Annotated in this window: 17 protein-coding genes; 7 read left to right on the top strand and 10 right to left on the bottom strand. The window is 71.0% G+C overall.

Going from position 1 to position 19,595, the window contains the following annotated elements:
- The first annotated feature begins 8 nt into the window (after nt 1-8).
- From ACZ4FV_RS27165 to ACZ4FV_RS27150, 4 genes are read left to right on the top strand one after another with little or no spacing between them, the layout of a single operon-like run.
- Nucleotides 9-1,838: a non-ribosomal peptide synthetase gene (locus tag ACZ4FV_RS27165; RefSeq protein ID WP_465323460.1), complete on the top strand. Its 1,830-nt coding sequence runs from the start codon at nt 9-11 to the stop codon at nt 1,836-1,838.
- 1 nt (nt 1,839) lies between these two features.
- Entirely contained in the window at nt 1,840-4,299 is a 2,460-nt protein-coding gene (locus ACZ4FV_RS27160; RefSeq protein ID WP_465323459.1) for a condensation domain-containing protein, read from the top strand.
- Between the two features lies 1 nt (nt 4,300).
- Entirely contained in the window at nt 4,301-5,092 is a 792-nt protein-coding gene (locus ACZ4FV_RS27155; protein ID WP_465323458.1) for an aspartate/glutamate racemase family protein, read from the top strand.
- On the top strand, nt 5,089-6,243 hold the full coding sequence (locus ACZ4FV_RS27150; RefSeq protein WP_360324823.1) for an acyl-CoA dehydrogenase family protein: 1,155 nt from the start codon (nt 5,089-5,091) through the stop codon (nt 6,241-6,243). The genes ACZ4FV_RS27155 and ACZ4FV_RS27150 overlap by 4 nt, the downstream gene beginning before the upstream one ends.
- Before the next feature lie 100 nt (nt 6,244-6,343).
- Here the strand turns inward: ACZ4FV_RS27150 and ACZ4FV_RS27145 are convergent, their stop codons facing one another.
- From ACZ4FV_RS27145 to ACZ4FV_RS27135, 3 genes are all read right to left on the bottom strand, one after another.
- Nucleotides 6,344-6,970 (bottom strand): pyridoxamine 5'-phosphate oxidase family protein, encoded by a 627-nt coding sequence (locus tag ACZ4FV_RS27145; protein WP_465323457.1) that lies wholly within the window; start codon nt 6,968-6,970, stop codon nt 6,344-6,346.
- Nucleotides 6,971-7,118: 148 nt separating this feature from the next.
- Nucleotides 7,119-7,385 (bottom strand): metal-sensitive transcriptional regulator, encoded by a 267-nt coding sequence (locus ACZ4FV_RS27140; protein ID WP_465323456.1) that lies wholly within the window; start codon nt 7,383-7,385, stop codon nt 7,119-7,121.
- 90 nt (nt 7,386-7,475) lie between these two features.
- Nucleotides 7,476-9,668, bottom strand: a complete 2,193-nt coding sequence (locus tag ACZ4FV_RS27135) for an MMPL family transporter (protein ID WP_465323455.1) — start codon at nt 9,666-9,668, stop codon at nt 7,476-7,478.
- Nucleotides 9,669-9,804: 136 nt separating this feature from the next.
- Between ACZ4FV_RS27135 and ACZ4FV_RS27130 the strand changes: the two genes are divergently transcribed.
- Complete coding sequence (locus tag ACZ4FV_RS27130) at nt 9,805-10,194, top strand: DUF302 domain-containing protein (RefSeq protein WP_465323504.1); 390 nt, start codon at nt 9,805-9,807, stop codon at nt 10,192-10,194.
- Between the two features lie 164 nt (nt 10,195-10,358).
- On the opposite strand, the gene ACZ4FV_RS27125 is transcribed toward ACZ4FV_RS27130, so the two are convergent.
- Nucleotides 10,359-11,123 carry a GNAT family N-acetyltransferase gene (locus ACZ4FV_RS27125; protein WP_465323503.1) on the bottom strand — a complete coding sequence of 255 codons (765 nt, stop codon included), beginning with the start codon at nt 11,121-11,123 and terminating at the stop codon, nt 10,359-10,361.
- Between the two features lie 540 nt (nt 11,124-11,663).
- Entirely contained in the window at nt 11,664-12,110 is a 447-nt protein-coding gene (locus ACZ4FV_RS27120; protein WP_465323454.1) for a DUF4267 domain-containing protein, read from the bottom strand.
- Nucleotides 12,111-12,206: 96 nt separating this feature from the next.
- On the opposite strand from ACZ4FV_RS27120, the gene ACZ4FV_RS27115 reads away from it, so the two are divergent.
- Nucleotides 12,207-12,872 carry a class I SAM-dependent methyltransferase gene (locus tag ACZ4FV_RS27115; RefSeq protein ID WP_465323453.1) on the top strand — a complete coding sequence of 222 codons (666 nt, stop codon included), beginning with the start codon at nt 12,207-12,209 and terminating at the stop codon, nt 12,870-12,872.
- 712 nt (nt 12,873-13,584) lie between these two features.
- Here ACZ4FV_RS27115 and ACZ4FV_RS27110 read toward each other — a convergent pair.
- Nucleotides 13,585-15,027 carry an erythromycin esterase family protein gene (locus ACZ4FV_RS27110; RefSeq protein WP_402240138.1) on the bottom strand — a complete coding sequence of 481 codons (1,443 nt, stop codon included), beginning with the start codon at nt 15,025-15,027 and terminating at the stop codon, nt 13,585-13,587.
- Nucleotides 15,028-15,702: 675 nt separating this feature from the next.
- Between ACZ4FV_RS27110 and ACZ4FV_RS27105 the strand changes: the two genes are divergently transcribed.
- Complete coding sequence (locus ACZ4FV_RS27105) at nt 15,703-15,828, top strand: hypothetical protein (RefSeq protein WP_465323452.1); 126 nt, start codon at nt 15,703-15,705, stop codon at nt 15,826-15,828.
- Nucleotides 15,829-15,965: 137 nt separating this feature from the next.
- Here ACZ4FV_RS27105 and ACZ4FV_RS27100 read toward each other — a convergent pair whose 3' ends face one another.
- From ACZ4FV_RS27100 to ACZ4FV_RS27085, 4 genes are all read right to left on the bottom strand, one after another.
- Complete coding sequence (locus ACZ4FV_RS27100) at nt 15,966-16,634, bottom strand: hypothetical protein (protein WP_465323451.1); 669 nt, start codon at nt 16,632-16,634, stop codon at nt 15,966-15,968.
- Nucleotides 16,635-17,062: 428 nt separating this feature from the next.
- A complete protein-coding gene (locus ACZ4FV_RS27095) occupies nt 17,063-17,716 on the bottom strand; it encodes a class I SAM-dependent methyltransferase (protein ID WP_465323450.1) in 654 nt (217 codons plus the stop codon).
- Between the two features lie 199 nt (nt 17,717-17,915).
- The gene (locus ACZ4FV_RS27090) at nt 17,916-18,158 is read right to left on the bottom strand and encodes a hypothetical protein (RefSeq protein WP_465323449.1); all 243 of its coding nucleotides are present in this window, start codon (nt 18,156-18,158) and stop codon (nt 17,916-17,918) included.
- Nucleotides 18,159-18,492: 334 nt separating this feature from the next.
- Entirely contained in the window at nt 18,493-19,029 is a 537-nt protein-coding gene (locus ACZ4FV_RS27085) for a GNAT family N-acetyltransferase (RefSeq protein WP_465323448.1), read from the bottom strand.
- Between the last annotated feature and the right edge of the window lie 566 nt (nt 19,030-19,595).

Genomic DNA, 19,595 nt, shown 5'->3' with positions numbered 1-19,595 from the left:
AAACCGCAATGGCGTTCGAACCGATCCAGTCGCTTGTCGCCCGCGCGATCGACCGCTTCCCCGACCGAGTCGCCGTGCAGACCGCGCACGGCTCGCTGCGCTATCGCGAACTGGACCAACGCGTCGACGCCGTCGCGGCCGAGCTGTATCGGTGCGGAGCACGCGGCGCCTCCGTCGTCGCGGTCCTCGCCGGCGACCGGGCCGAGCTGACTGCGGCCCTGCTCGCCGTCCTGCGGCTGGGCGGTGTGGTGGTCCCCCTCGACGTGGGCACCCGGCCGGATCGGCTGGGCTGGATGCTGCGCGAGGCGGACCCCGATCTCCTGGTCGTCGGCGCCGACGACGGCGACCTCGCGGAGGACGTGCGCGACACGTGTGACCGGGCCACGCTGGTCGATCTCGGCACGGTCAAGGACCGACCCGGGAACGACTACCCGCCCCACGTGCCGGAGCCGGACGATCCCTGCTACCTGTTCTTCACCTCCGGCTCCACCGGCCGGCCCAAGGGGATCCTCGGCCGGCTGAGCGCGGTGGACCACTACATCCGCTGGGAGGCGGAGCTGCTCGGCGCCGGTCCCCAATGGCGGGTGGGCCAGCTGATCTCGCCCGCGTTCGACGCCGTGCTGCGCGACCTGCTCCTGCCGTTGAGCGTGGGCGCGACGGTATGCGTGCCGGCCGAGGACGTCCGGCTCGACCCGGTCGCCCTGTGCCGGTGGCTGGACCGGGAACGGATCGATCTGATCCACTGCGTGCCCTCGGTCTTTCGCGTCCTGGCGGGCGCGATCGACACGGTCCGGCCGGGGTTCGAGGCGCTGAAGTGCGTGGCCCTGTCCGGCGAGCGCGTGCTGCCCACCGACGCCGCCGGCTGGTTCGACCGCTTCGGCGAGCGGATCCGGCTGCTGAACCTCTACGGGCCCTCGGAAACCACCATGACGAAGACCTTCCACTTCGTCACCGCCGCCGATGCCCGGGGCAGGTCCGTCCCGATCGGACGCCCGATGCCCGACACCGTCGTCCTGCTGCTCGACGAACGCGGCCGGGAGGTACCACCGGGGCGGGTCGGCGAGGTTCACTTGCGTACGGCCTACCGCAGCCTCGGGTACCACCGCAGGCCGCAGGAGACCGAACGCGCCTTCATCGCCGACCCCACCCGGTCCGGCGACGACGAAGTCGTCTACCGGACCGGGGACTTCGCCCGCCTGCTGCCCGACGGCACGCTCGACTTCCTCGGCCGCCGGGACCGACAGGTCAAGATCGGCGGCGTGCGGGTGGAGCTGGACGGGGTGGAGCAGCTCCTGCGCGAGGACCCGTCGGTCGCCGAGGCGGCCGTCGTGTCGGTCGAGCCGGACGACGCCCCGCCGTACCTGTGCGCGTTCGTCGAGACCGGCACCGGGACGGACTCCGAGGAACTTCGCACTCGGCTGAGCGAGCATCTGCGCGCACACCTGCCGGACGGCGCGATCCCGGCGGTGATCGTGCCGCTGGAACTCGTCCCGCGCACCATCAGCGGCAAGATCGACCGCAAGGCGCTCACCGTGCCCGTGCGGTCCCCCGCCCGACCCGACGCGGACGCCGTCGCACCGCGCACCGCCACCGAACGCACGATCGCCGGGATCTGGGCGCGTACGCTGCCGGCCCCGGTCGACGACGTGCACACCCGGTTCTTCGACGTGGGCACCTCGCTGGCCGTGATCTCGGTACTGGCGCGGCTGACCGAGGAGTTCGGGGTGTCCGTCCCGCTGGCGGACTTCCTGGCGAACCAGACGATCGAGGGCCTGTCGAACCTGGTCGAGCGCTTGCTGCTCGCCGACGACGACGCCGACGACCTCTTCGGGAGCTGACATGACCGACCAGCCGCTGGACGCCGAGCAGATCGAGTCCGTCGAACGCCGGGTGCGGACGGCCGTGTTGGACCAGGACGGCGTCCTCGACTGCGCCGTCGTGTTCAACGAGGCCGACCCCGCGGCGGCCGGCGCCCGCGCCTGTGTCCGGTGCGGGATCAGCGCCGCGTACCCGGGACTGCGCTTCGACCCGGACGGGGTCTGTTCGCTGTGCGCGCGCTACGCCGCCCATCGATCGGCGATGCACGCCTACTTCCGTGACCCGCGGGAGCTGGCGCCGCGGCTGCGCGAGGCCGCGCGAGGGCGCGGATCGGACTACGACTGCCTGCTGCTGTTCAGTGGCGGCAAGGACAGCACCTATGTGCTCTACCAGCTCGTGGGACTGGGTCTGCGGGTGATGACCTTCACCTTCGACAACGGGTTCATCTCGCGGACCGCGCTGCGCAACGTCGAGACCGTCACCGCCGAACTGGGCATCGAACACGTCACCGCCACCCACGCCGACCAGAAGCGGATCTTCCTGAACTCGCTCCAGGAGCACAAGAGCGTGTGCAACGGGTGCTTCCGCTCCCTCCTGGACCTGAGCACCGAACTCGCGCACCAGCGCGACATCCCCACGGTGGTCACCGGGCTCTCCCGCGGCCAGATCATGGACGAGCGGCTGTCCTGGTTCCACGAGCAGGGCATCTTCGACGTGGCCGAGATCGAGGAGAAGCTGCGGCTGGGCCGGGAGGTGTACCACCAGGCCGCGGGCACGGTCGACGCCGCCGCGGTGAACGCGGTCCAGGTCGTCGACTACTTCCGCTACTCGGCGGTGACGAAGGAGGACGTGCGAGCCTTCCTGCGCGAGCGCTCGTCGTTCTGGGCGCAGCCCACCGATACCGGGTTCTGCAGCTCGAACTGCATGATCAACGATGTGGGCACCTACGTCCACGCCGCGGAGCGCGGTTTCCACAACTACGAGGCGCCGACCCGCTGGGAGGTACGGCTCGGGCATCTGGACGTCGCCGAGGCGGACGCGGAGCTGCGCGCCCCGGTGGAGACCGCGCAGGTGAAACGGATGCTGGCCAGGATCGGCTATCCGGACCCGGCCGACGCCGACCGGACGGGCGCCCGGCTGGCGGTCTACTACGTCGCCGACCGAAGCGCGTCGGGCGACCGGCTCGCGGCCGCGGTGGCCGATGCCCTGCCGCCCACACTGGTACCGGCACAGTGGGTGCAGGTGGCGGAGATCCCCAGGGTCGCGGGCGCCGTGGATCAGTGGGCTCTGCGCGGGATGCACCGCCCGAAGGCCCCGGGCTCGCGGGGCGGGGGCGTCACCGCGGACGCGGATTCCGATCGCTCGGTCGGGGTCCGTCCGGTACAGCGTCGGATCCTCGATCGGGATCCGGTCCGGGCGGCGCACCGAGCCCGAGCCCTGTTCCTGTCCTCGGAGTCTGGTTTCCCGGTCACCGACCTGAAGCGGGTGTGGCTGCAACTGCTGCTGCACCACGAGGCGTTGCGGTTGCGGTTCGGCCACGGGGATCAGGGCTGGCGGCAGTCCCGGGGCGGCCTCGGCGGTGCGGTCCACGTGTCGCGGGTGGACCTCACCGGCCAGGACCCGGGCGCGCAGGGGCAGGTGCTGCGTCGGCTCACCGACCGGATGCGGGCCCGGCTGCACGTCGATCAGGGCCCGCTGCTGCGGGCCGCGATGGTCGACCGGGGCACCCGGCCGGCGGGTCTGTTGATCGTCGTGCACGAACTGGCCGCGGATGTCGAGTCCTGGCGGGTGCTGTTGGCGGACCTGGCCCTGGGGCTGGGACAGCTCCGGGCGGGCTCGGAGGTCCGGTTGCCGCCTGCCGCGTCGTTCCTGGACCACCCGGCCGAGCCCGCCGGCGTCGAGGACGAGGCGGGCCCGGAGGCCGCCGGGGCCGGCTGTGTCCTCCCGGGTTCGCCCGCACCCGAGCCGATCGCCGAGGAGCCGCTCGAAGCGCGCTGCCCGGTGCGCGCGGCGACGGCCCGCGACGTCGCCGCTGCGATCGCGCACGTGCTGGTCGAGGAGTTCGGCGGCGGGCGACTGGTCGCGGACGTCCTCGATCACACCACGCGCAGGCCCGCGGCACGGATGATCGGTCCGCTGGCCGAAGCGGACTGCTGGGTGGTGACCCCGCTCGCGCGGGGAGCGAGCGTCGTACGGGTCGCGAGAGCGGCCGAGCCGGCCCGGGTGCGCTACGAACACTTCGGCGATCCGGCCGCCGCGCTGCTTCCGTCGGGGGTGGCCTGGACGCTGCGCGACACGGTGTGGCGGGACTTCGCCGGGCCGGGGCACCCAGGCGACACCGATGCGACGATCACCGGTGTCGTCGACGCCGGCGAGCTCGTGCTCACCTGGTGGTGTCCCGCCCCCGTGGGCACGCGGCTGGCGGCGGCCCACATCCCCGAGCGCGTCGCGCAGCGGCTGATCGGGGAGCAGGCCGGCTGAGGTGGAGCCCTCACGCACCCTCGGTGTGCTCGGTGGGATGGGACCGGCGGCGACGGCGGAGTTCCTGCGGCTGCTGGCCGTGCGCGTCGCGGCTGGCAGCGACCAGGAGCACCCCCGGATCCTGATGCTGTCCGAGCCGGGCATCCCGGACCGGACCGCCGCGCTGCTCAGGGGCGACGACGCACCGCTCCTGCCGATCCGGCAGGCGCTGTTCACCCTTGCCGGCTGGGGCGCGGAGCTGCTCGCGGTGCCCTGCAACACCGCGCACGTCTACATCGATCGATTTCGCAGCCGACTGCCGGTGCCCCTGGTGCACATCGCGGAGGCGAGCGTGCGGGCCGCCGAGGTCGCCAGTCCCGACGGGGCCTGGTTGACGGCGACCGCGGGTACCGTCGCCGGCGGCATCTACCAGCGCTATGCGCAGCACCGGGGATACCGACTGCTGCTCCCCGACGAGGCGCTCCAGCAGCGCATCCACGCCGCCACCGTGCTGGTGAAGGCGAACCGGCTGCCGGCTGCCGGCGCGACCCTGGGTTCGGCGGTCCACGAGCTGCTGCGCATTCGGTGCCTGCCGGTGATCAGCGCCTGTACCGAACTCCCGCTCGCCTACGCGCACAGCGGGCTGCCGGCGGAATTCCAGGTGTCCAGCGTCGACGCACTGGCGTCAGCCTGCGCGCACGCCCTGTACCCCCACCGCGGACCCGTACCGGGCCTGCTCTCGTCGACGGCCCGACGGGCGGTCGCCGGGTCCGGCTCCGGGTCCACGTCCGATCCCCCCGAAGGAGCACGATGACACTCTCACGCCTGTCGAAGGAACGCCGGCTGCTGCGCGAGACGGTCGCCGACTTCGCCCGCGCCAAGGTGGCTCCGGTGATCGCCGATATCTACCGACGCGAGGAGTTTCCCTACGAACTGGTCGCCGCCATGGGCCGCATGGGCTTGTTCGGACTGCCCTTCGAGGAACGCTACGGCGGCATGGGCGGGGATGTGTTCACCCTGTGTCTGGCCATCGAGGAACTGGCCAGAGTGGACTGCTCGGTGGCCGTCGCACTGTCCGCGGGCGTGACGCTCGGCGCGATCCCCATCCATCGGTTCGGCACCGCGGCACAGAAGGAACGCTGGCTCCCCGCCCTGTGCACCGGCGAGCGGATCGCCGGCTTCGGGCTCACCGAACCCGGCGGCGGAACCGACACGGCGGCGGCCCGCACCAAGGCGGAACTCGACGGTGACGAATGGGTGATCAACGGCAGCAAGGCGTTCATCACCAACTCCGGTACCGACGTCACCAGCCTGGTCACGGTGACGGCGGTGACCGGTACCCGCGCCGACGGCGCCAAGGAGATCTCCGCGCTCGTCGTGCCGTCGGGCACTCCGGGCTTCACGGTGGCACCGTCGTACTCCAAGGTGGGCTGGTGCGCCTCGGACACCCACGAACTCGGTTTCGCCGACTGCCGGGTGCCGGCCGAGCACCTGCTCGGCGAACGCGGCCTGGGCATCGCGCAGTTCATGTCGGTGCTGGACGAGAGCAGGATCGCGATCTCGGCCGTCGGAGCGGGGATGGCCCAGGGCTGCGTGGACGAGTGTGTGCGCCATGCCAAGGAGCGGACGGCGTTCGGGCAGCGCATCGGCGCGTACCAGTCGATCCAGTTCAAGATCGCCGACATGGAGACGCGCGCCCACACCGCACGCCTGGCCTACTACTCGGCTGCGGCCTCGATGCTGCGCGGCGAATCCTTCTCGAAGGAGGCGGCGATGGCCAAGCTGGTCTCCTCCAGGGCGGCGATGGACAACGCCAGGGACGCGACCCAGATCTTCGGTGGCTCCGGCGTGATGAACGACAGCCCCGTGGGCCGCTTCTACCGCGACGCCAAGATCCTGGAAATCGGCGAAGGCACCACCGAGGTACAACAGATGATGATCGCCAGGCACCTTGGCTTGTCCTGACCCCACCGCCGGACAGCGCCGCGACGCGTCATCTCCGGGTTCACCGACCTCCGAGTGGCCCTCGGCGAGTTCGGGAAGGGCCGACGCCATTGCCGGCCGGTCACCGGATCCGGACGCGCGCGGCCCGACCCCGGGAGTCCGAGGCTGCGCCGACTGCCCGGAACGTCGCGGCTGGCCACGCTCGGTCCGACCGCGACCTTGGGCCGCCTCCCGGACATCGGGGTCCGGGTCGTGAAGGAGCGCGATCGGAAGATGCGCGTCCGCGGCGATCGCGTCGCGCGCCGCCTCCACGGTCCAGTTCTGGAAGTAGCCGCCCACATCGAAGTGCCCGTGGTCGCCGTCGGAATCGGCCACCCGCAACAGATCGGCACGCGAGTCCTCCTGACAATCCCAGCGCGCCACCATCGCGACCAGGAACAGCGCGCCCACCCGGGGATGCGCGCGGCGGTCCGCGGCGATCCGCAACAGGAACGGCACCGCCGGCGGCGCCACCGAAGCCCGCGAGCCCTGATGACAGATCGAGCCCGACAACGACCGGAGCGACCGCTCCGCCGTCACGGCGTCGACGGAACGCACCTGCGGCGGGAAGGCTGTCCAGCCGGACGAGGACCTTGTCGCCGCGCAGCACGAAGTTCACCGGCCGCACCGCGGGCAGGGCATGCTCGGTGTAGACGACCCGGTCCAGTGGCACCGACCCCAGCAGCGCCAAGGCCTCACCGCGGTCCAACTTCGCCGTCCCCGCGCCCGCGCCGTCCGCGGGGGCCGGACGGTCCGCGGGGCAGCCGCGGCGGCGTCGCCCGGCTCGGTCATGTCCCTCCCCACCCTGTCCCTTTCGCCGCGTGCGCAGAACGCGTGGTGTCGGAGCGCCTCTGCCGTCAGGCGAGGGAGAGGAAGAGCTTTTCGAGTTCGGCTTCGGTGAGGGGCGGGGTGTCGCCGTCGGCGGCGGTCATGCACTGGCGCATGCCGCTGGCCACGATCTTGAATCCGGCGCGGTCGAGGGCGCGGGAGACGGCGGCGAGTTGGGTGACGACGTCCTTGCAGTCGCGGCCGGCCTCGATCATCGTGATGACGGCGGCCAGTTGTCCCTGGGCCCGGCGGAGCCGGTTGAGCACCACGCGCGTGGCTTCTTCGTCGACGGTCATCGTGTGTCCCTTCGCTTGCGAGCTTCCCCCATGGTACCCCTGGGGGTATTCGGCCCCGGTGGGCCCGGGGGCCTGTGGGATGTGCGCGGTTCAGTTGTGGGAGAAGCGGATGTCGGGCAGGATCCGGCGCAGCCATGCCGGGCTCCACCAGGCGGCGTGGCCGCTCAGGCGCAGCAGGACGGGCAGCAGCACCAGGCGTACGAGGGCGGCGTCGAGGAGCACGGCCAACCCGAGGACGATGCCCATCTCCTTCGGCGGCAGGGGGCCGGAGAGGGCGAAGGTGAAGAACACCGCGACCATGACCGCGGCGGCGGCGAAGATGACGCGCCCGGAGTGGCCGAGCGCGCCGACGACGGCGCGGTGCGGGTCGCCGGTCTTCTCGTAGTGCTCCTTGGCGGCCGCGAGCAGGAAGACGGTGTAGTCCATGGCGATGGCGAAGATCATCGCGAAGAAGAAGACCGGTGCCCAGCCGTCCAGGAAGCCCTGGGGCGTGAAGCCGAGGAGGCCCGCGCCGTGGCCGTCCTGGAAGATCAGCCGGGCGGTGCCGAACGCCGCGGCGGTGGCGAGCAGGCTCGTGGCGGTGCCGAGCAGCGCGGCCAGGGGAGCCTGCAGGGCGAGCACCAGGAGGAGGAAGCCCAGCCCCAGGACGACGCCGAGGACCAGCGGGGTCTTCGCGTCGAGGGTGGATTGGAGGTCGAGGTTCTCCACGGCCGCTCCGCCGACCTTGGCGTCGGCGGGGAGGTTGCCGCGCAGGCGGTCGACGGTGTCCTTCAGCGCGGGGTCGGACGGGTCGACGTTCGGGACGGCCTGCACCAGGGCCAGGGCCGAGTTGTCGCTCGCGTGCCGGGCGGGCATGACGGCGGCGATCCCGGGGTCGCCCGCGAGGACGGCGCTGGTGGCGTCGGCGGCGGCGGCCGGTGTGACGATCTGGAGCGTGCCGGGGGCGCCGGGGCCGAACGCCTTTTGGACGGCGGTGTAGCCGGTGCGGGCGGAGGAGTCCTCGGGGACGACGGTGATGGACGGCATCGCGGTGCGCAGTCCGACGATCGGCGCGGCGAGGGCGAGCAGGAGGAGCAGGGCGGGGATGCCGTACCGCAGCGGGTGCCGCCACAGACGCTCGCCCCATGTGGTGAACGTCTTCGAAGCGCCGGCCTGTTCGGTGCCGCGGCGGGTCCAGGGCAGCGCCGCGGCGTTCACCTTGTCGCCGAGGCGGCCGAGGACGGCGGGCAGCAGGGTCAAGGTGGCTGCCAGCACGAAGGCGACGGCCAGCATGATTCCCAGGGCCATGGACCGGAACGCGGGCGCCGGGACGAGCATGACCGCGGACAGGCTCACCAGCACGGTCGCGCCGGACAGCAGCACGGCCTTGCCCGCGGTGTCCATGGTCTCCCCGACGGCGCGGCGGGCGTCGCCGTGCCGGGCGAGCGCGGCGCGGAACCGCACGACGAGGAACAGCGCGTAGTCGATGCCGAGGGCGAGGGCGAACATCATCGCGAAGTTCATCGCCCAGATCGACGTCGGCGTGACGTGGTTGAGCAGCACCAGCGCCCCCGCGGAGGCCGCGAGGCCGGCGAGGGTCAGCAGCAGCGGCAGTCCCGCCGCGACCAGCGATCCGAAGGCGAGTACGAGGATCGCGAGGGTCACCGGCCACGAGAGCATCTCGGACTTGATCATCGCGTCGTGGTTGGCCTTGTTGAAGTCGCTCCACAGCACCGACGCGCCGGTCGCGGAGACCTCGATACCGTCCCCGGACAGCGCGGCCAGCGGCTCCTTGAGGTCGTCGGCGGCGCGGACCATGTCGTTGCTGTCGGCCGCGGCGCCGGCCAGCAGGATCGCGGTGTGGCGGTCGGGGCTGACGGTGGCGCCGTCCTGCGGCGGGACCACCTCGGCGATGCGGCCGTCCGCGCGCAGCAGGGTCGTCGCCCGGTCGATGACGTCGCGTACGGCCGGGTCGTCGACCGAGCGGTCCGCGGCGACGACCACCTGGAGCGCGGTGGAGGCGTTGCCCCCGAAGTGGGCCCGGGCCAGCTCGCGCACCTGGACCGACTCCGATCCGTTCGCCTGCCAGCCGGCCCCGGCCAGTGCCGAGGTCACCTGCGGAGCGAACGCACCGAGCCCCGCCACCAGCGCCAGCCACACGACGGCCACCAGCTTCAGACGGCCGGCAGCGCGCACACCGAGCCTGCCCAGCGGCCCGAGCCTGCCGGGTCCGCCCGGCGGTGTGCCGCGCCGGGGCGGGGATTCGTGTTGCGCGGGGACGCGGGTCGGGTCGGCGGTCGTCACAAAGCCTCCTCATAGATACCCCGGGGGGTACATTGAAGACGACGATAGCCGATACCCCCTCCGGTATCCAAAAATACGGGTAGGGGTATCTTGGAGAGTGTCCTCGACCACCCTCTCGACCACTCAGGAGGCCGGCATGGGCTTCGACCGCACCGTGCGTGTCACCACCGACTTCGCCACCACCATCGCCGCCGTGCGCGAGGCGCTCGCCGTGCAGGGGTTCGGCGTGCTCACCGAGATCGACGTCACCGCGACGCTCAAAGCCAAGCTCGGCACCGACATGGAGGACTACCTGACCCTCGGCGCCTGCAACCCGCCGCCGGCCCACCGCGCCCTCGACGTCGACCGCGCCATCGGCCTGCTGCTGCCGTGCAACGTCGTGGTACGCCGCGACGGCGACCACACCCTCGTCCAGGCGCTCGACCCCACCACCATGGTCACCCTCACCGGGCACGCGGACCTGGAACCGGTCGCCGCCGAAGCCGCCGCCCGCCTCGACGCGGCCCTCACCGCACTCCCGCACTGAACGCACTCCGGAACCCGAGAATCGCGAGGCCGAAGACCGAAATGCGTTTCCTCTCCTTCATGAACGGCCGCACCGGACGAACCCTGCGCGTCGGCATCGGCGCCGCCGTGGTCGCGGCCGGAGCCGCCTTCGGCGGCGCCTGGTGAGCCCTCGCCGCCCTGGGGCTACTCCCTCTCCTCACCGGTGCGCTGGGCATCTGCCCCGTGACCGCACTGGCGCGGCGGCGCGCGGGATCCGGCGCGTCCGATTGACACCACCCGAGGGCCCCGCGCGAGCGAGGCAGGCCCGCAACAGCCCGGTCGGGAACACCGCGCCGCAGAATCCGTGTACACGCTGCCGTGGTGACACCGCCTCAACGAACCGACACCCGGCCCCGTCCCGCCGCACCGGCGCGGATGCGTCAGCAGCGCAACCCGTCCGACCAGACCGACGCGGAACAGGGGTTGCCGCAACGGCTGTCGCAGCCGCCGGCGAGCGGACGACCCCCGCGCGGCGGCCGTTCGGAGAACCACCACCGCCGCGACATCCTCGACGTGATTCGGTATGCCACCGATACGGGCTACTCGGTCCGGAACTCGTATCGCTACGGCGAGGTCCCAGGTAGCAATCCGTAGTGAGCGGAGCCGCAGGGCTGCGTCGCGGTCATCCGTCGGCCCTGGCGCTCTGGGCGAATGCGGGCGCCTGCTGAAGATACAGCCGGAACCCTTCCGCCTCGGGTTCGAATCCCAACGACGAGTACAGGCGATGGGCCCCGTCGAAGGCATGGCGCTTGTGAGACAGCAGTCGGACCTTGTTGCGCCGGCGGATCGCGCGTCCGCGAGCAGCTGTCGCAGCATTGCGCCGGCGATGTCCTGGCGCCGATACTCCGCGGCGACAACCACAGCTTCGACGAACGCCGTCGGCGCACAGTCATACGTAACGTCCGGCATCACCATCAGCAGTCGAAGCGGTACGCCCAAGGCATGCTCGGACAACTCGGCCTTCAGGTCGACCAAGGCGGCCCCGCAGCTCTCTCCTCCTCGCTGCGCAGGCGGGACAGCTCGGTCCGCTTCAGCGCCTGGGGTTCGAGGTATTCACCGCGAAAGACGCGCTCCTGGGCTTCGCGCGGCGACGCAACGCGGCCGCATCGGGCGCGATCCCGACACAGTGAACGACATCTGAGGATCGCAACGGCCATAAGTCCAAGGGCGGTCTCCGACATGTGGCCACCCGGCTCTTCGGGCGCTCGGTGGATTCGCCTTGTGACCGCAGACGAGGAACGCGTTGACGAAAACCCGGCCATCCGCACGGATGGGAAAGGCAGCTGAGTATCTGGTAGCGGCCGTTCGCCAGGAGGTTCGACCGCAGCCCCCTAACGTTGCCCGCCACATCGTCGAGCACCCCGCCGAGTGAGGGCAACCGACCGCAAGGGAGCCGCGCTGCAGCCCGCCGGCAGCAACAGGGCACCGGTACCGGCATGGCCCGAGGGGTCAACGTGCGGCCGGGAGGCTCATGTGCGGGGTGGTCGGGGTGGGCGTGGGGGTGGTTGCCCGGGCCGGGCGTTCGCGCAGCAGCAGGCCGGCGGTGAGTGCCACCAGGCAGGCGGTCGGGCCGTGGACGCCGAAGGCCGTGGCAGCGGAGCCGTCGTTGCCCAGCACGACCGTCATGTCGCCGGCCGGGATGAAGGTCATCGCGAGCATCGTCCAGCCCAGTGCCCGCCGGTGCCCGGTCGACAGGAGGGCGAATATGACCAGCCCGGTGCCGATGTCGCGGACGCCCTTGACGGCCAGGAACCCGGTGCCCTCGTGCTCGGGCCAGGTGGGCAGGCCGAAGCCGGACGCGGTCGCCTGCGGGGCGAACAGGTAGGCGAGGCCGACATAGATGATGAACGCGCCACCGAGGGCGGCCAGGACGGTGGTCAGGGTCCTGAGCTTCATGGATGTTCTCCCCAGTGTCGGGCCGGCGGGACCGGTCGTCGTCGCCTTGTGGGGAAAACACTCGCCGGATGGTCCTGGAAGGCACATGGAAGCAACTTGGAGGCGACCCCGAGGGCGAGCGGAGAACCGCCGGGGCCGGTCGGTGGGGGTGGGTGCGATCAAGGTGATTACGCGGGCGAGGGTCGCTACGAGAACGGCGAGAAGGGCTCGGCCGAGCTTGCGATGGGCATCGCCGCCGATCACGCCGGGATGGAGTGGGCGATCTCGTGGACGTGTTTCTTCGCCGAACGCAAGGCCGAGTCCGCCGCGAGGCTGGGGATGGTGGCCCAGGAGTACCGCCGTCGCGGTGTGGACGCCCGCGTCCACCACGGCGTGGTCGACGGCGGATTCCTGGACCTGGCCGTCGCGGAGGCCGACGGGTTGCCGCTGTTCCTGTTTCTGGACCCGTGCGGTCTGGGGCTCCCGTTCCGGCGCCTGGTCGACGTCGTCAACGGTCCGCGTGCCCGATACGGGGCGGTGGCAACCCACCGAGTTCCTGATCAACTTCAGTATGGAGGCCGTGCGTCGGATCGGCGGGCACCTGCGGTCGGTACACCGCAACGACAAGTCCCTGGAACGCCTGGACGCGGTGACGAGCGGGTGGCGATGGAGTACGCCCGTCGGCTGTCCGAGGCCACCGGGATGTCGGTGTGTTCGGTGCCCGTGCAACGAGCCCCCGCCGAGGGTTGGCATCCCCGCTCGCGCGGGGCCGACACTGGATGACTTGGGATCCTACCAGCGGGTAACAGCATTCGTTCGGTTGCATCTTGTCACCTACGCGTCGTCCGCGGCGAGGTGAACCCCGTTCGACACCACGGTAGTTCACCCGATGGTCCCCTCGATGCCTCTCGAGCGGTGATCGATCCGGGCCGGCCGGGGAACGCAAGGATCGGCACCGCCTCGGCCCTCGATGGCATGGCCGGCATCGGCAGGTACCGGAGGCATCCCGCACTTCCTCGGAACGTGCAAAGCACCCACCGCCACGGCTCCACGGCGACGGAGGCGTGGTGGCGGTCGCCGCCTGTACGGATTCCGCTGGTGACGGCCCCAGCCCGGGCGATCCTGTCGATCGTCGACTCGACGGCCACCCTGCTGGGCCACGCGCCGACACGTCTGCGCGTTCCCCACGCGTCACCATCCGACCGCCCGGCCCGGTGTCCTCGAGTCGAGGCCACCGGGCGCGGACGCGGCATATCGGCGAAACACGTCTCACCGTCGTTGAGGTCGGTGCCGCCGATCACGACGACGCGCCGGCGCCGACGGCGGGAGCTGTCGGGATGCGCTCCCGTTGTGCCCGCGGCCTCGACGGGCTCGCCGGGCGGAGACCGGCGTCGCGGACGGGCACGGTCCCCGGCCCGGGCTGTTCGGCGTGGGCGACGGCACCGGACCGCAGGGTGAACGGGCGACGATGGGTCGCGGCATCCGGCGGTGTGGATCAGCGCCGGTGCGAGGCGCTGATGTTGTGGAGATGGATCACGATGTCGTAGGTGGAGCGCAGCCGGGTGTTCTCGTACGCGTCGACGGGCCAGGAGGCGCCGATGTTCCGGATGGGGTGTGCGGTGGTGAGCCAGTTGCGGGCGGTACCGGGGGCCGCGGTGCGCGTGTCGAGGTACCAATCGCGTCGGGACACCTTCTCCAGGGTGTTCTCCCCGCTGCCCTCGCGGGTGGGGCCGACGTCGACGCGGCGCCAGGTCGATCCGGAGGCGGTGGGGTCGATGGCGTTGAAGGATCCTCGGCCGAAGGTGAATCCGGCGTTGACGTAGCGTGTTCCGAGCCGTTCGCGCAGGAATTGCCCCTGCGTCTTCGGCTGGCTCTCGGGTGCCGCGCTCTCGCCGGCGACGTGGGAATTGTGGGCGGAGAGGAACACCTTGGTGCCGGTGTGCCGCTGCCACCAGGCGGTGTTGTCGGCCATGACCTGGTCGCGGTATGTCAACGCGGCGGCGGCGTCGTTGGCGATGTCGAACCCGAAGAGGGTGGCGTTCTGGGCGATGGCTCGGGCGTGTTGGAGCATGAGGTCGTGTTCCTTGGCGGTGATGCCCGCGGGACGGTGCTCCAGGAGGGACAGGACGCGCCGGGTGTCCTCGCGCATGCGTGTGCGGTCGGCGAGGGGCAGGGCCAGGCGCGCGTTGAAGGTTTCCTCCATGGAGGCCGTGGGTCGGGACTCGCGGTACAGCCGTCGGACCTCGGGCAGCAGGTCGGGACGTGTGCGGGCGACGTAGGACGTGACGGTGTCGAACAGGGCGGGCCCGGCGAACTCGGGGCCGTCCCCGGCGACGCGGACGGGGCTCTGGGGGTGGCGCAGGTTCCAGGCTCGTATCCACCGGAACAGGTCCCGGGTCTCGGTGGTGTTCCACAGGCTGCCGCCGGCCTGGAACTCCTCGTCCATGATCGTGTCCAGGTCGCCCCCGCCGTGGCGGACCCACTCGTCCAGGCGCACCCCCGCGCTCCACTGGATCTCCAGGACGAAGCTCCGGAAGCCTTGGCGCTCCACCAGGTGCCGGAAGAGGCGGTGTTTGACGGTGTAGAACTCGCTCGACCCGTGCGTGGCCTCGCCCACGCCGACCACGTCCGCGCCGCGGATCATCGTGTCGAACGCCCGCAGATCCGCGTCGGAGCCGCCCGGGACGGTGCTGCCCAGCGGGTGCGCGGTACGCGCCAAGGCGCGCGCGGGACCCTCCTGCGACGAGGAGGAGTCGGCGGACACCGCCGAAGAGGCCGGCGCGGCCTGAGCGGGCGTCCCCGAGACGGTTGCCGCCAGGCACAGCAACGGCAGGACGGGAAGCAGGATTCGGCTCAGCCGCCCCGACCTCGGCCCACAACGGCGAGTGGCCACCGGGATGTCGGTGTCCCCGGACGAGTGCAAAAAGTGTGATCCCATGACTCAGACGCTAGGCAACCAACCACGCTCGGCGCCTCGTTCGCGAGGCCCAGGACTCCGGTACCACCCGATGCGACACCCCCAGTACCCACACCATCCGGAAAACCGCAGGCGACGACGGCCACCGAGGACAGGCCACCCGGCGCCGCGCCCCCCGCAACATGATCTCGAAGTGACAACCGATCCAATCCAGGAACATCCCCGCGCTCGCGGGGCCGACCGCATCACACGTAGGCCAACCAGCAGGGCGTGGAGGGACGTGGGCCCGGCACGCCGACAACGGAGACAGTCGTGTCCAGGAATGCCCCCGGAGGCCGTCAGGCCCGCACCCGCGCCCTCGCCGCGCGGGAATCGATCCCCTACATCGCTGCCGCGCGCAAACGCGACACACTACGCGCGCCGTTCCCACCCGGCCTCGACACGTCCGGAGTTCCGGGCGCCCGTCGCGGGGTCCACCGCACCGGCGGGGGTGGTGGTGGCCGTCGTCGGCCGGGGCGAGACGGACGCACTCGCCCACCACACGGCCGCCGCCTGGGCCCTGGACGGGGCACGCGTGCTCGTCGTAAGCAGCACGCGTACCCTCCCCCAGATTCGAACCCGCCGGGGTAAGTGGCGGCCGGACACGCCCGAGCCGATCGTCGCCCGCACCGAGCCAGCAAGCACGGTCCGTCGAGCATGGCGGTTCTCGTGCTGGTCGAGACCGTCGTGGAGTTGCAGGGCCTGGCGGGATACCGGGGGCGTTCGGACAACGCACGGGTGGAGCGCCAGACCGCCCGTCTCCGAGAACTCCGGCAGCAATAGGCAGCAGCACGTGGCGCGTTCACCGAGGCGAGTGAGCGGCGCGCTGGTCGGCATCGTCCCGTTGGAACGTCCAGGGGGTTGAAGCCACGGCCACCAGGCCGTCACCGCAGCAAGCGACAGGGAATCCGCTCCCCTGTTCATCCGACGTCGGGAGGCTTCTCCTCGCCATCGGTGTCGGTGTCGACGCCCTTGTTCGGGACGCCCGCCAGGCCGTCCACCGCGGCGGGCTCGGCAGCTGCAGGCCGGTCCGAAGACCTTACGACGATGACGATCCGAACCCTGTCCATCGAGGTGGTTGCGCCGGCGGGGCGGTGCCGGGGGCCGGATGCCGGGAGCAGCGGCGCGAGGCCTTTACCGGACGCGCGCCGTGCGCTGGGGGGCGCGACGGGAGGCGTGGTCGGTGGGCGGTGTCCAGGTGGGGCGGCCGGGGCCTTCGGGTCGGGTGCCGAAGCGGTGGGTCGTGCTTCGGTGGCCGGAGTCCGCCGGCCCGAGACGGTGTCGCCGGATGCGTCTGCGGAAGGCGGGAGGAACGGGAAGTGCGGCGGGGGCGACTCCGGCGGTGCGGGTGGTACGACACCGAGTCCGGGCCAGGTGTCGCGGACCTCGTCCAGGAAGGCGCGGTGGTCGGTGCCGTGTGCGTACGCGGCGGCGTGCAGGTCGTCGAGGGCAGCCTCCAGGGAGTCCGGCTCGGCGGCGGCGAGCAACGCCGGCAGGGCGCACGCCTGTTGGAGCGCGTTGTGGGTGGTGCCGTTCGGGAGGGTGATCGTGGCCGTGGAACATTCGGGTCCTCGAACAGGCGCTGCCACAGCTCACCAGAATTGTCGAACGGCGCAGGCAGCGGCGCGCCCGCGTCGAGTGCCGCCAACGCGGGTGCAATCCAGTCGACGTCGGCCAACCGCGCCAGGGCATAGGCGCGATGTGCCGCCCAGCGGGCGATCTCGCGCTGCGTCCCGTCGTCCACGCGCGCGATCGCGTGGACCAGGTGCACATCGAGCATCCGCATCCCGTGCACGTTCCCGCCCACCCGCCGCAACCGCTCCGTCGGCAACCGGCCCGCCCACTCGCGCAGTTCGTACTCCCGGACGTGCTCCGCCTGCACGCGGGCCTTCGCCTCGCGGGCCGCGCGTTCGGCCGCGGCCCGCTCCCCGGGCGTCGGCGGCGGCTGTTCCCGGGCGAACTTGTGCCAGGAGCTCGTCCAACAGCCTGGCTGATGGGCCGGCGTCCCGTGTTACGGCTATTCGGGTTTGCGGGCCAAGAGGTAGGCATGCGGCCTTGTCGCCCCGTGGCCGGGTTCCTGCCGCAGTCGTGCCGTGACGATGAGGTCAGCTTGCCCCAGCAGCTCGGCGATGCGGTCGAGCGGCAGGAAGTAGGAATCGTAGGACACCGGATGACCGCCGTATGCCTGTGTGTGACGCAGGTGCTCGTCGTCCCCGATGTGGCCGCCCAGCATCAGATAGCCACCGGGCGCGAGCGTGCGGTGGAACTCGGTGAACACCACCGGCAACTGCTCCGGCGGGGTGTGGTGCGTGGAGAAGAAGGCCAGGATGCCGCCGAGCTCGTCGTCCTGGAGGTCCAGTGCGGTCATCGAGCCAACGTCGAATCGCAGGCTCGGATAGGCATGTCGGGCCAGCCCGATCATCTTCGGTGACAGGTCTATGCCGAACGCGGACAACCCCAACTCGGCCAGATACGCGGTGACCCTGCCGGGTCCGCACCCCAGATCCGCGACCGGTCCGAGGCCGGCCTTCTGCACGAGTTCGGCAAACGCGGCGAACATCGCGCGTGACAACGGATCCAGCTGGGCCGGGGCCAGGACCCGTGTGACGTAGGCGGCTGCGACGGTGTCGTACGACTCCCGGACAGCGGCCAGATGGGAGAGCTCGGTCATCGGGCGACCCTAGACGAGGCCTCTGACAGAACGGTCGACGCGCAAGGTCACACCGAGATGCGCACCTGCCGCCGCAAGACGGTGCCCGCCGCCCAGGAACTCGACCAGCGGGTCGCCGCACTGACCTGATCTCAGTGAACCGCGTCTTGCGGGGCATTCTGGGCCCGGATCATGTCCCGCAGAGCTGTCCGGGACGAAATCAGGTCGCCCGAGCCTCCTCCAGCACGTGCTTGAGCGCGTTCCGCTCGCTGGTCGGAGCCTTGATGGTCTCGTCCCGTATCTCCATCTGTTTGATCAACTCCAGGATACGGGCCACGAGTTCGGCAGAGCCGGCCTGGTCGACCTGCCGGCCCAGGCTGCGTTGGACAGCGGCCTTGAACGCGTCGCGTTCGGCCCGGACCGCTCGCGGCTCGGTCCGGATCAGTTCGAAATCCGTGGCCACGCTCGCAGCGCTTGCGACCCCACCCTCCTTGGCCTTTCTGGACTCGCTGTCGGCGGGCGAGTGAACGTGCACACCCACGCACAGCTGAACGTGCACAGCGTCGTGCGGATCGATGATGAGACGCGCGAAGGTAGGTCCGATGCTTCAACCGACCTCGATCCGACCACCGGACCCAGCGAGACCCACTATGAAGGGTTTGTCGGCCACCGTGATGTTCCGTCCCGAGCGCCCCGGCATCGAGCGTGTGTCGCATCCGCTTCTGCCGACGGAATGGGCACACCTGCCGCCTACCGGCACAGCACGGGGCCGTCCGCAAGACCGGACATCCGGTGTTTCAGAGCCGTCTCGTGGCGAACAGGGTGGTCCCGTACACCGTGTCCACTTCCTTCCGTTCGGTCTCGGTGAACCCGACCTTGGCCAGAACACGGCGAGAAGCGGTGTTCCAGTCCCAGACCGTGGCCCCCAGACGTTCGTGCCCAGATGATCTCGCCCATTCCAGAACCGCCAACGAGGCCTCGGTCGCGTATCCCTGACGCCAAACTCGGCGTAGCAGCTCGAATGCCAGTTCCGGTTCCGCCACCGACCCTCGCCCGCTGTCGACCAGCCCGCAGTAGCCGATGACGTCACGAGACGCCTTCCGCTCGACGGCCGGCAACCCGATCGACCACAGTTGGTTGGTGCGGATCGAATCCTCGAGCTCCGCGACCGTGGGGTGTCCGTCCGCGTCGATTCGGCGGTGCGGCGGCACTCGTGGATCACGTTCGGTCCACAGCTCACGCTGGACGACAGCCTCGGCTACCCGCCAAGGTCTGAGCAGCAGGCGACTCGTCTCGAGTACAACTTCGCTGCCCGGGGTCGCGCCAACTGTCATGACAGCAACCGTCTCACGGGCGACCGCACTGTCGTGCCACGGGGTGCATGGTCGGTCCTGCCGATCGTGGACGCTCGATATGCGGGACAACCGCGATCAATCCCTGAGCGTCGTCTTGGAGCTGTGCACGTTTGGCTGCACCCGGTTGGACACGTTGACCCGTACGCCGACACTCGCCTTTGGCTTGGCTTTTGCGGGCCTCCTCGATGTGCTCACGTACTGCCTCGGCATAGACCAGCCAGTTCGACGCTCCCGCGATCCTCGCCACCGCAAGGAAGCTGATCGGCTCTCCGCTCGCCTACATCTGGTCCACGACCGCGATCACACGCGCGCTTCTCGCGGCCGGCCTTCTGGCGGGCTTCCCGAAGAACCTGCGCGGGAGTACAAGGCTCGGTCACGGCCGGTCGCCGTCGCGCCGGGAGACGACCGGCATGGGCAAGGCAACGGCGCGGGAGGCAGAGGCCGCGCGGAGTGAGGCTTCCCCCGGAACATGGACACGGGGTTTCATGCGGCCAGTGAAAGCGTATCGGTCTCGCTCGCGCGTTCCTCGAACGCGGCGGGGCTGA

Source organism: Embleya sp. NPDC025285 (assembly GCF_055558835.1).
Note: the sequence above shows the minus strand (reverse complement) of the source record. Positions and strands in the feature narration are given on the sequence as shown.

Excerpts from the sequence above, each read along its gene's own strand:
- ACZ4FV_RS27160 (WP_465323459.1), top strand. The coding sequence starts at position 1,840 with ATGACCGACCAGCCGCTGGACGCCGAGCAGATCGAGTCCGTCGAACGC.
- ACZ4FV_RS27150 (WP_360324823.1), top strand. The coding sequence starts at position 5,089 with ATGACACTCTCACGCCTGTCGAAGGAACGCCGGCTGCTGCGCGAGACG.
- ACZ4FV_RS27165 (WP_465323460.1), top strand. The coding sequence starts at position 9 with ATGGCGTTCGAACCGATCCAGTCGCTTGTCGCCCGCGCGATCGACCGC.
- ACZ4FV_RS27140 (WP_465323456.1), bottom strand. The coding sequence starts at position 7,385 with ATGACCGTCGACGAAGAAGCCACGCGCGTGGTGCTCAACCGGCTCCGC.
- ACZ4FV_RS27095 (WP_465323450.1), bottom strand. The coding sequence starts at position 17,716 with ATGACCGAGCTCTCCCATCTGGCCGCTGTCCGGGAGTCGTACGACACC.
- ACZ4FV_RS27120 (WP_465323454.1), bottom strand. The coding sequence starts at position 12,110 with ATGAAGCTCAGGACCCTGACCACCGTCCTGGCCGCCCTCGGTGGCGCG.
- ACZ4FV_RS27085 (WP_465323448.1), bottom strand. The coding sequence starts at position 19,029 with ATGACAGTTGGCGCGACCCCGGGCAGCGAAGTTGTACTCGAGACGAGT.
- ACZ4FV_RS27105 (WP_465323452.1), top strand. The coding sequence starts at position 15,703 with ATGGCGGTTCTCGTGCTGGTCGAGACCGTCGTGGAGTTGCAGGGCCTG.
- ACZ4FV_RS27130 (WP_465323504.1), top strand. The coding sequence starts at position 9,805 with ATGGGCTTCGACCGCACCGTGCGTGTCACCACCGACTTCGCCACCACC.
- ACZ4FV_RS27110 (WP_402240138.1), bottom strand. The coding sequence starts at position 15,027 with ATGGGATCACACTTTTTGCACTCGTCCGGGGACACCGACATCCCGGTG.
- ACZ4FV_RS27125 (WP_465323503.1), bottom strand. The coding sequence starts at position 11,123 with ATGCCGGACGTTACGTATGACTGTGCGCCGACGGCGTTCGTCGAAGCT.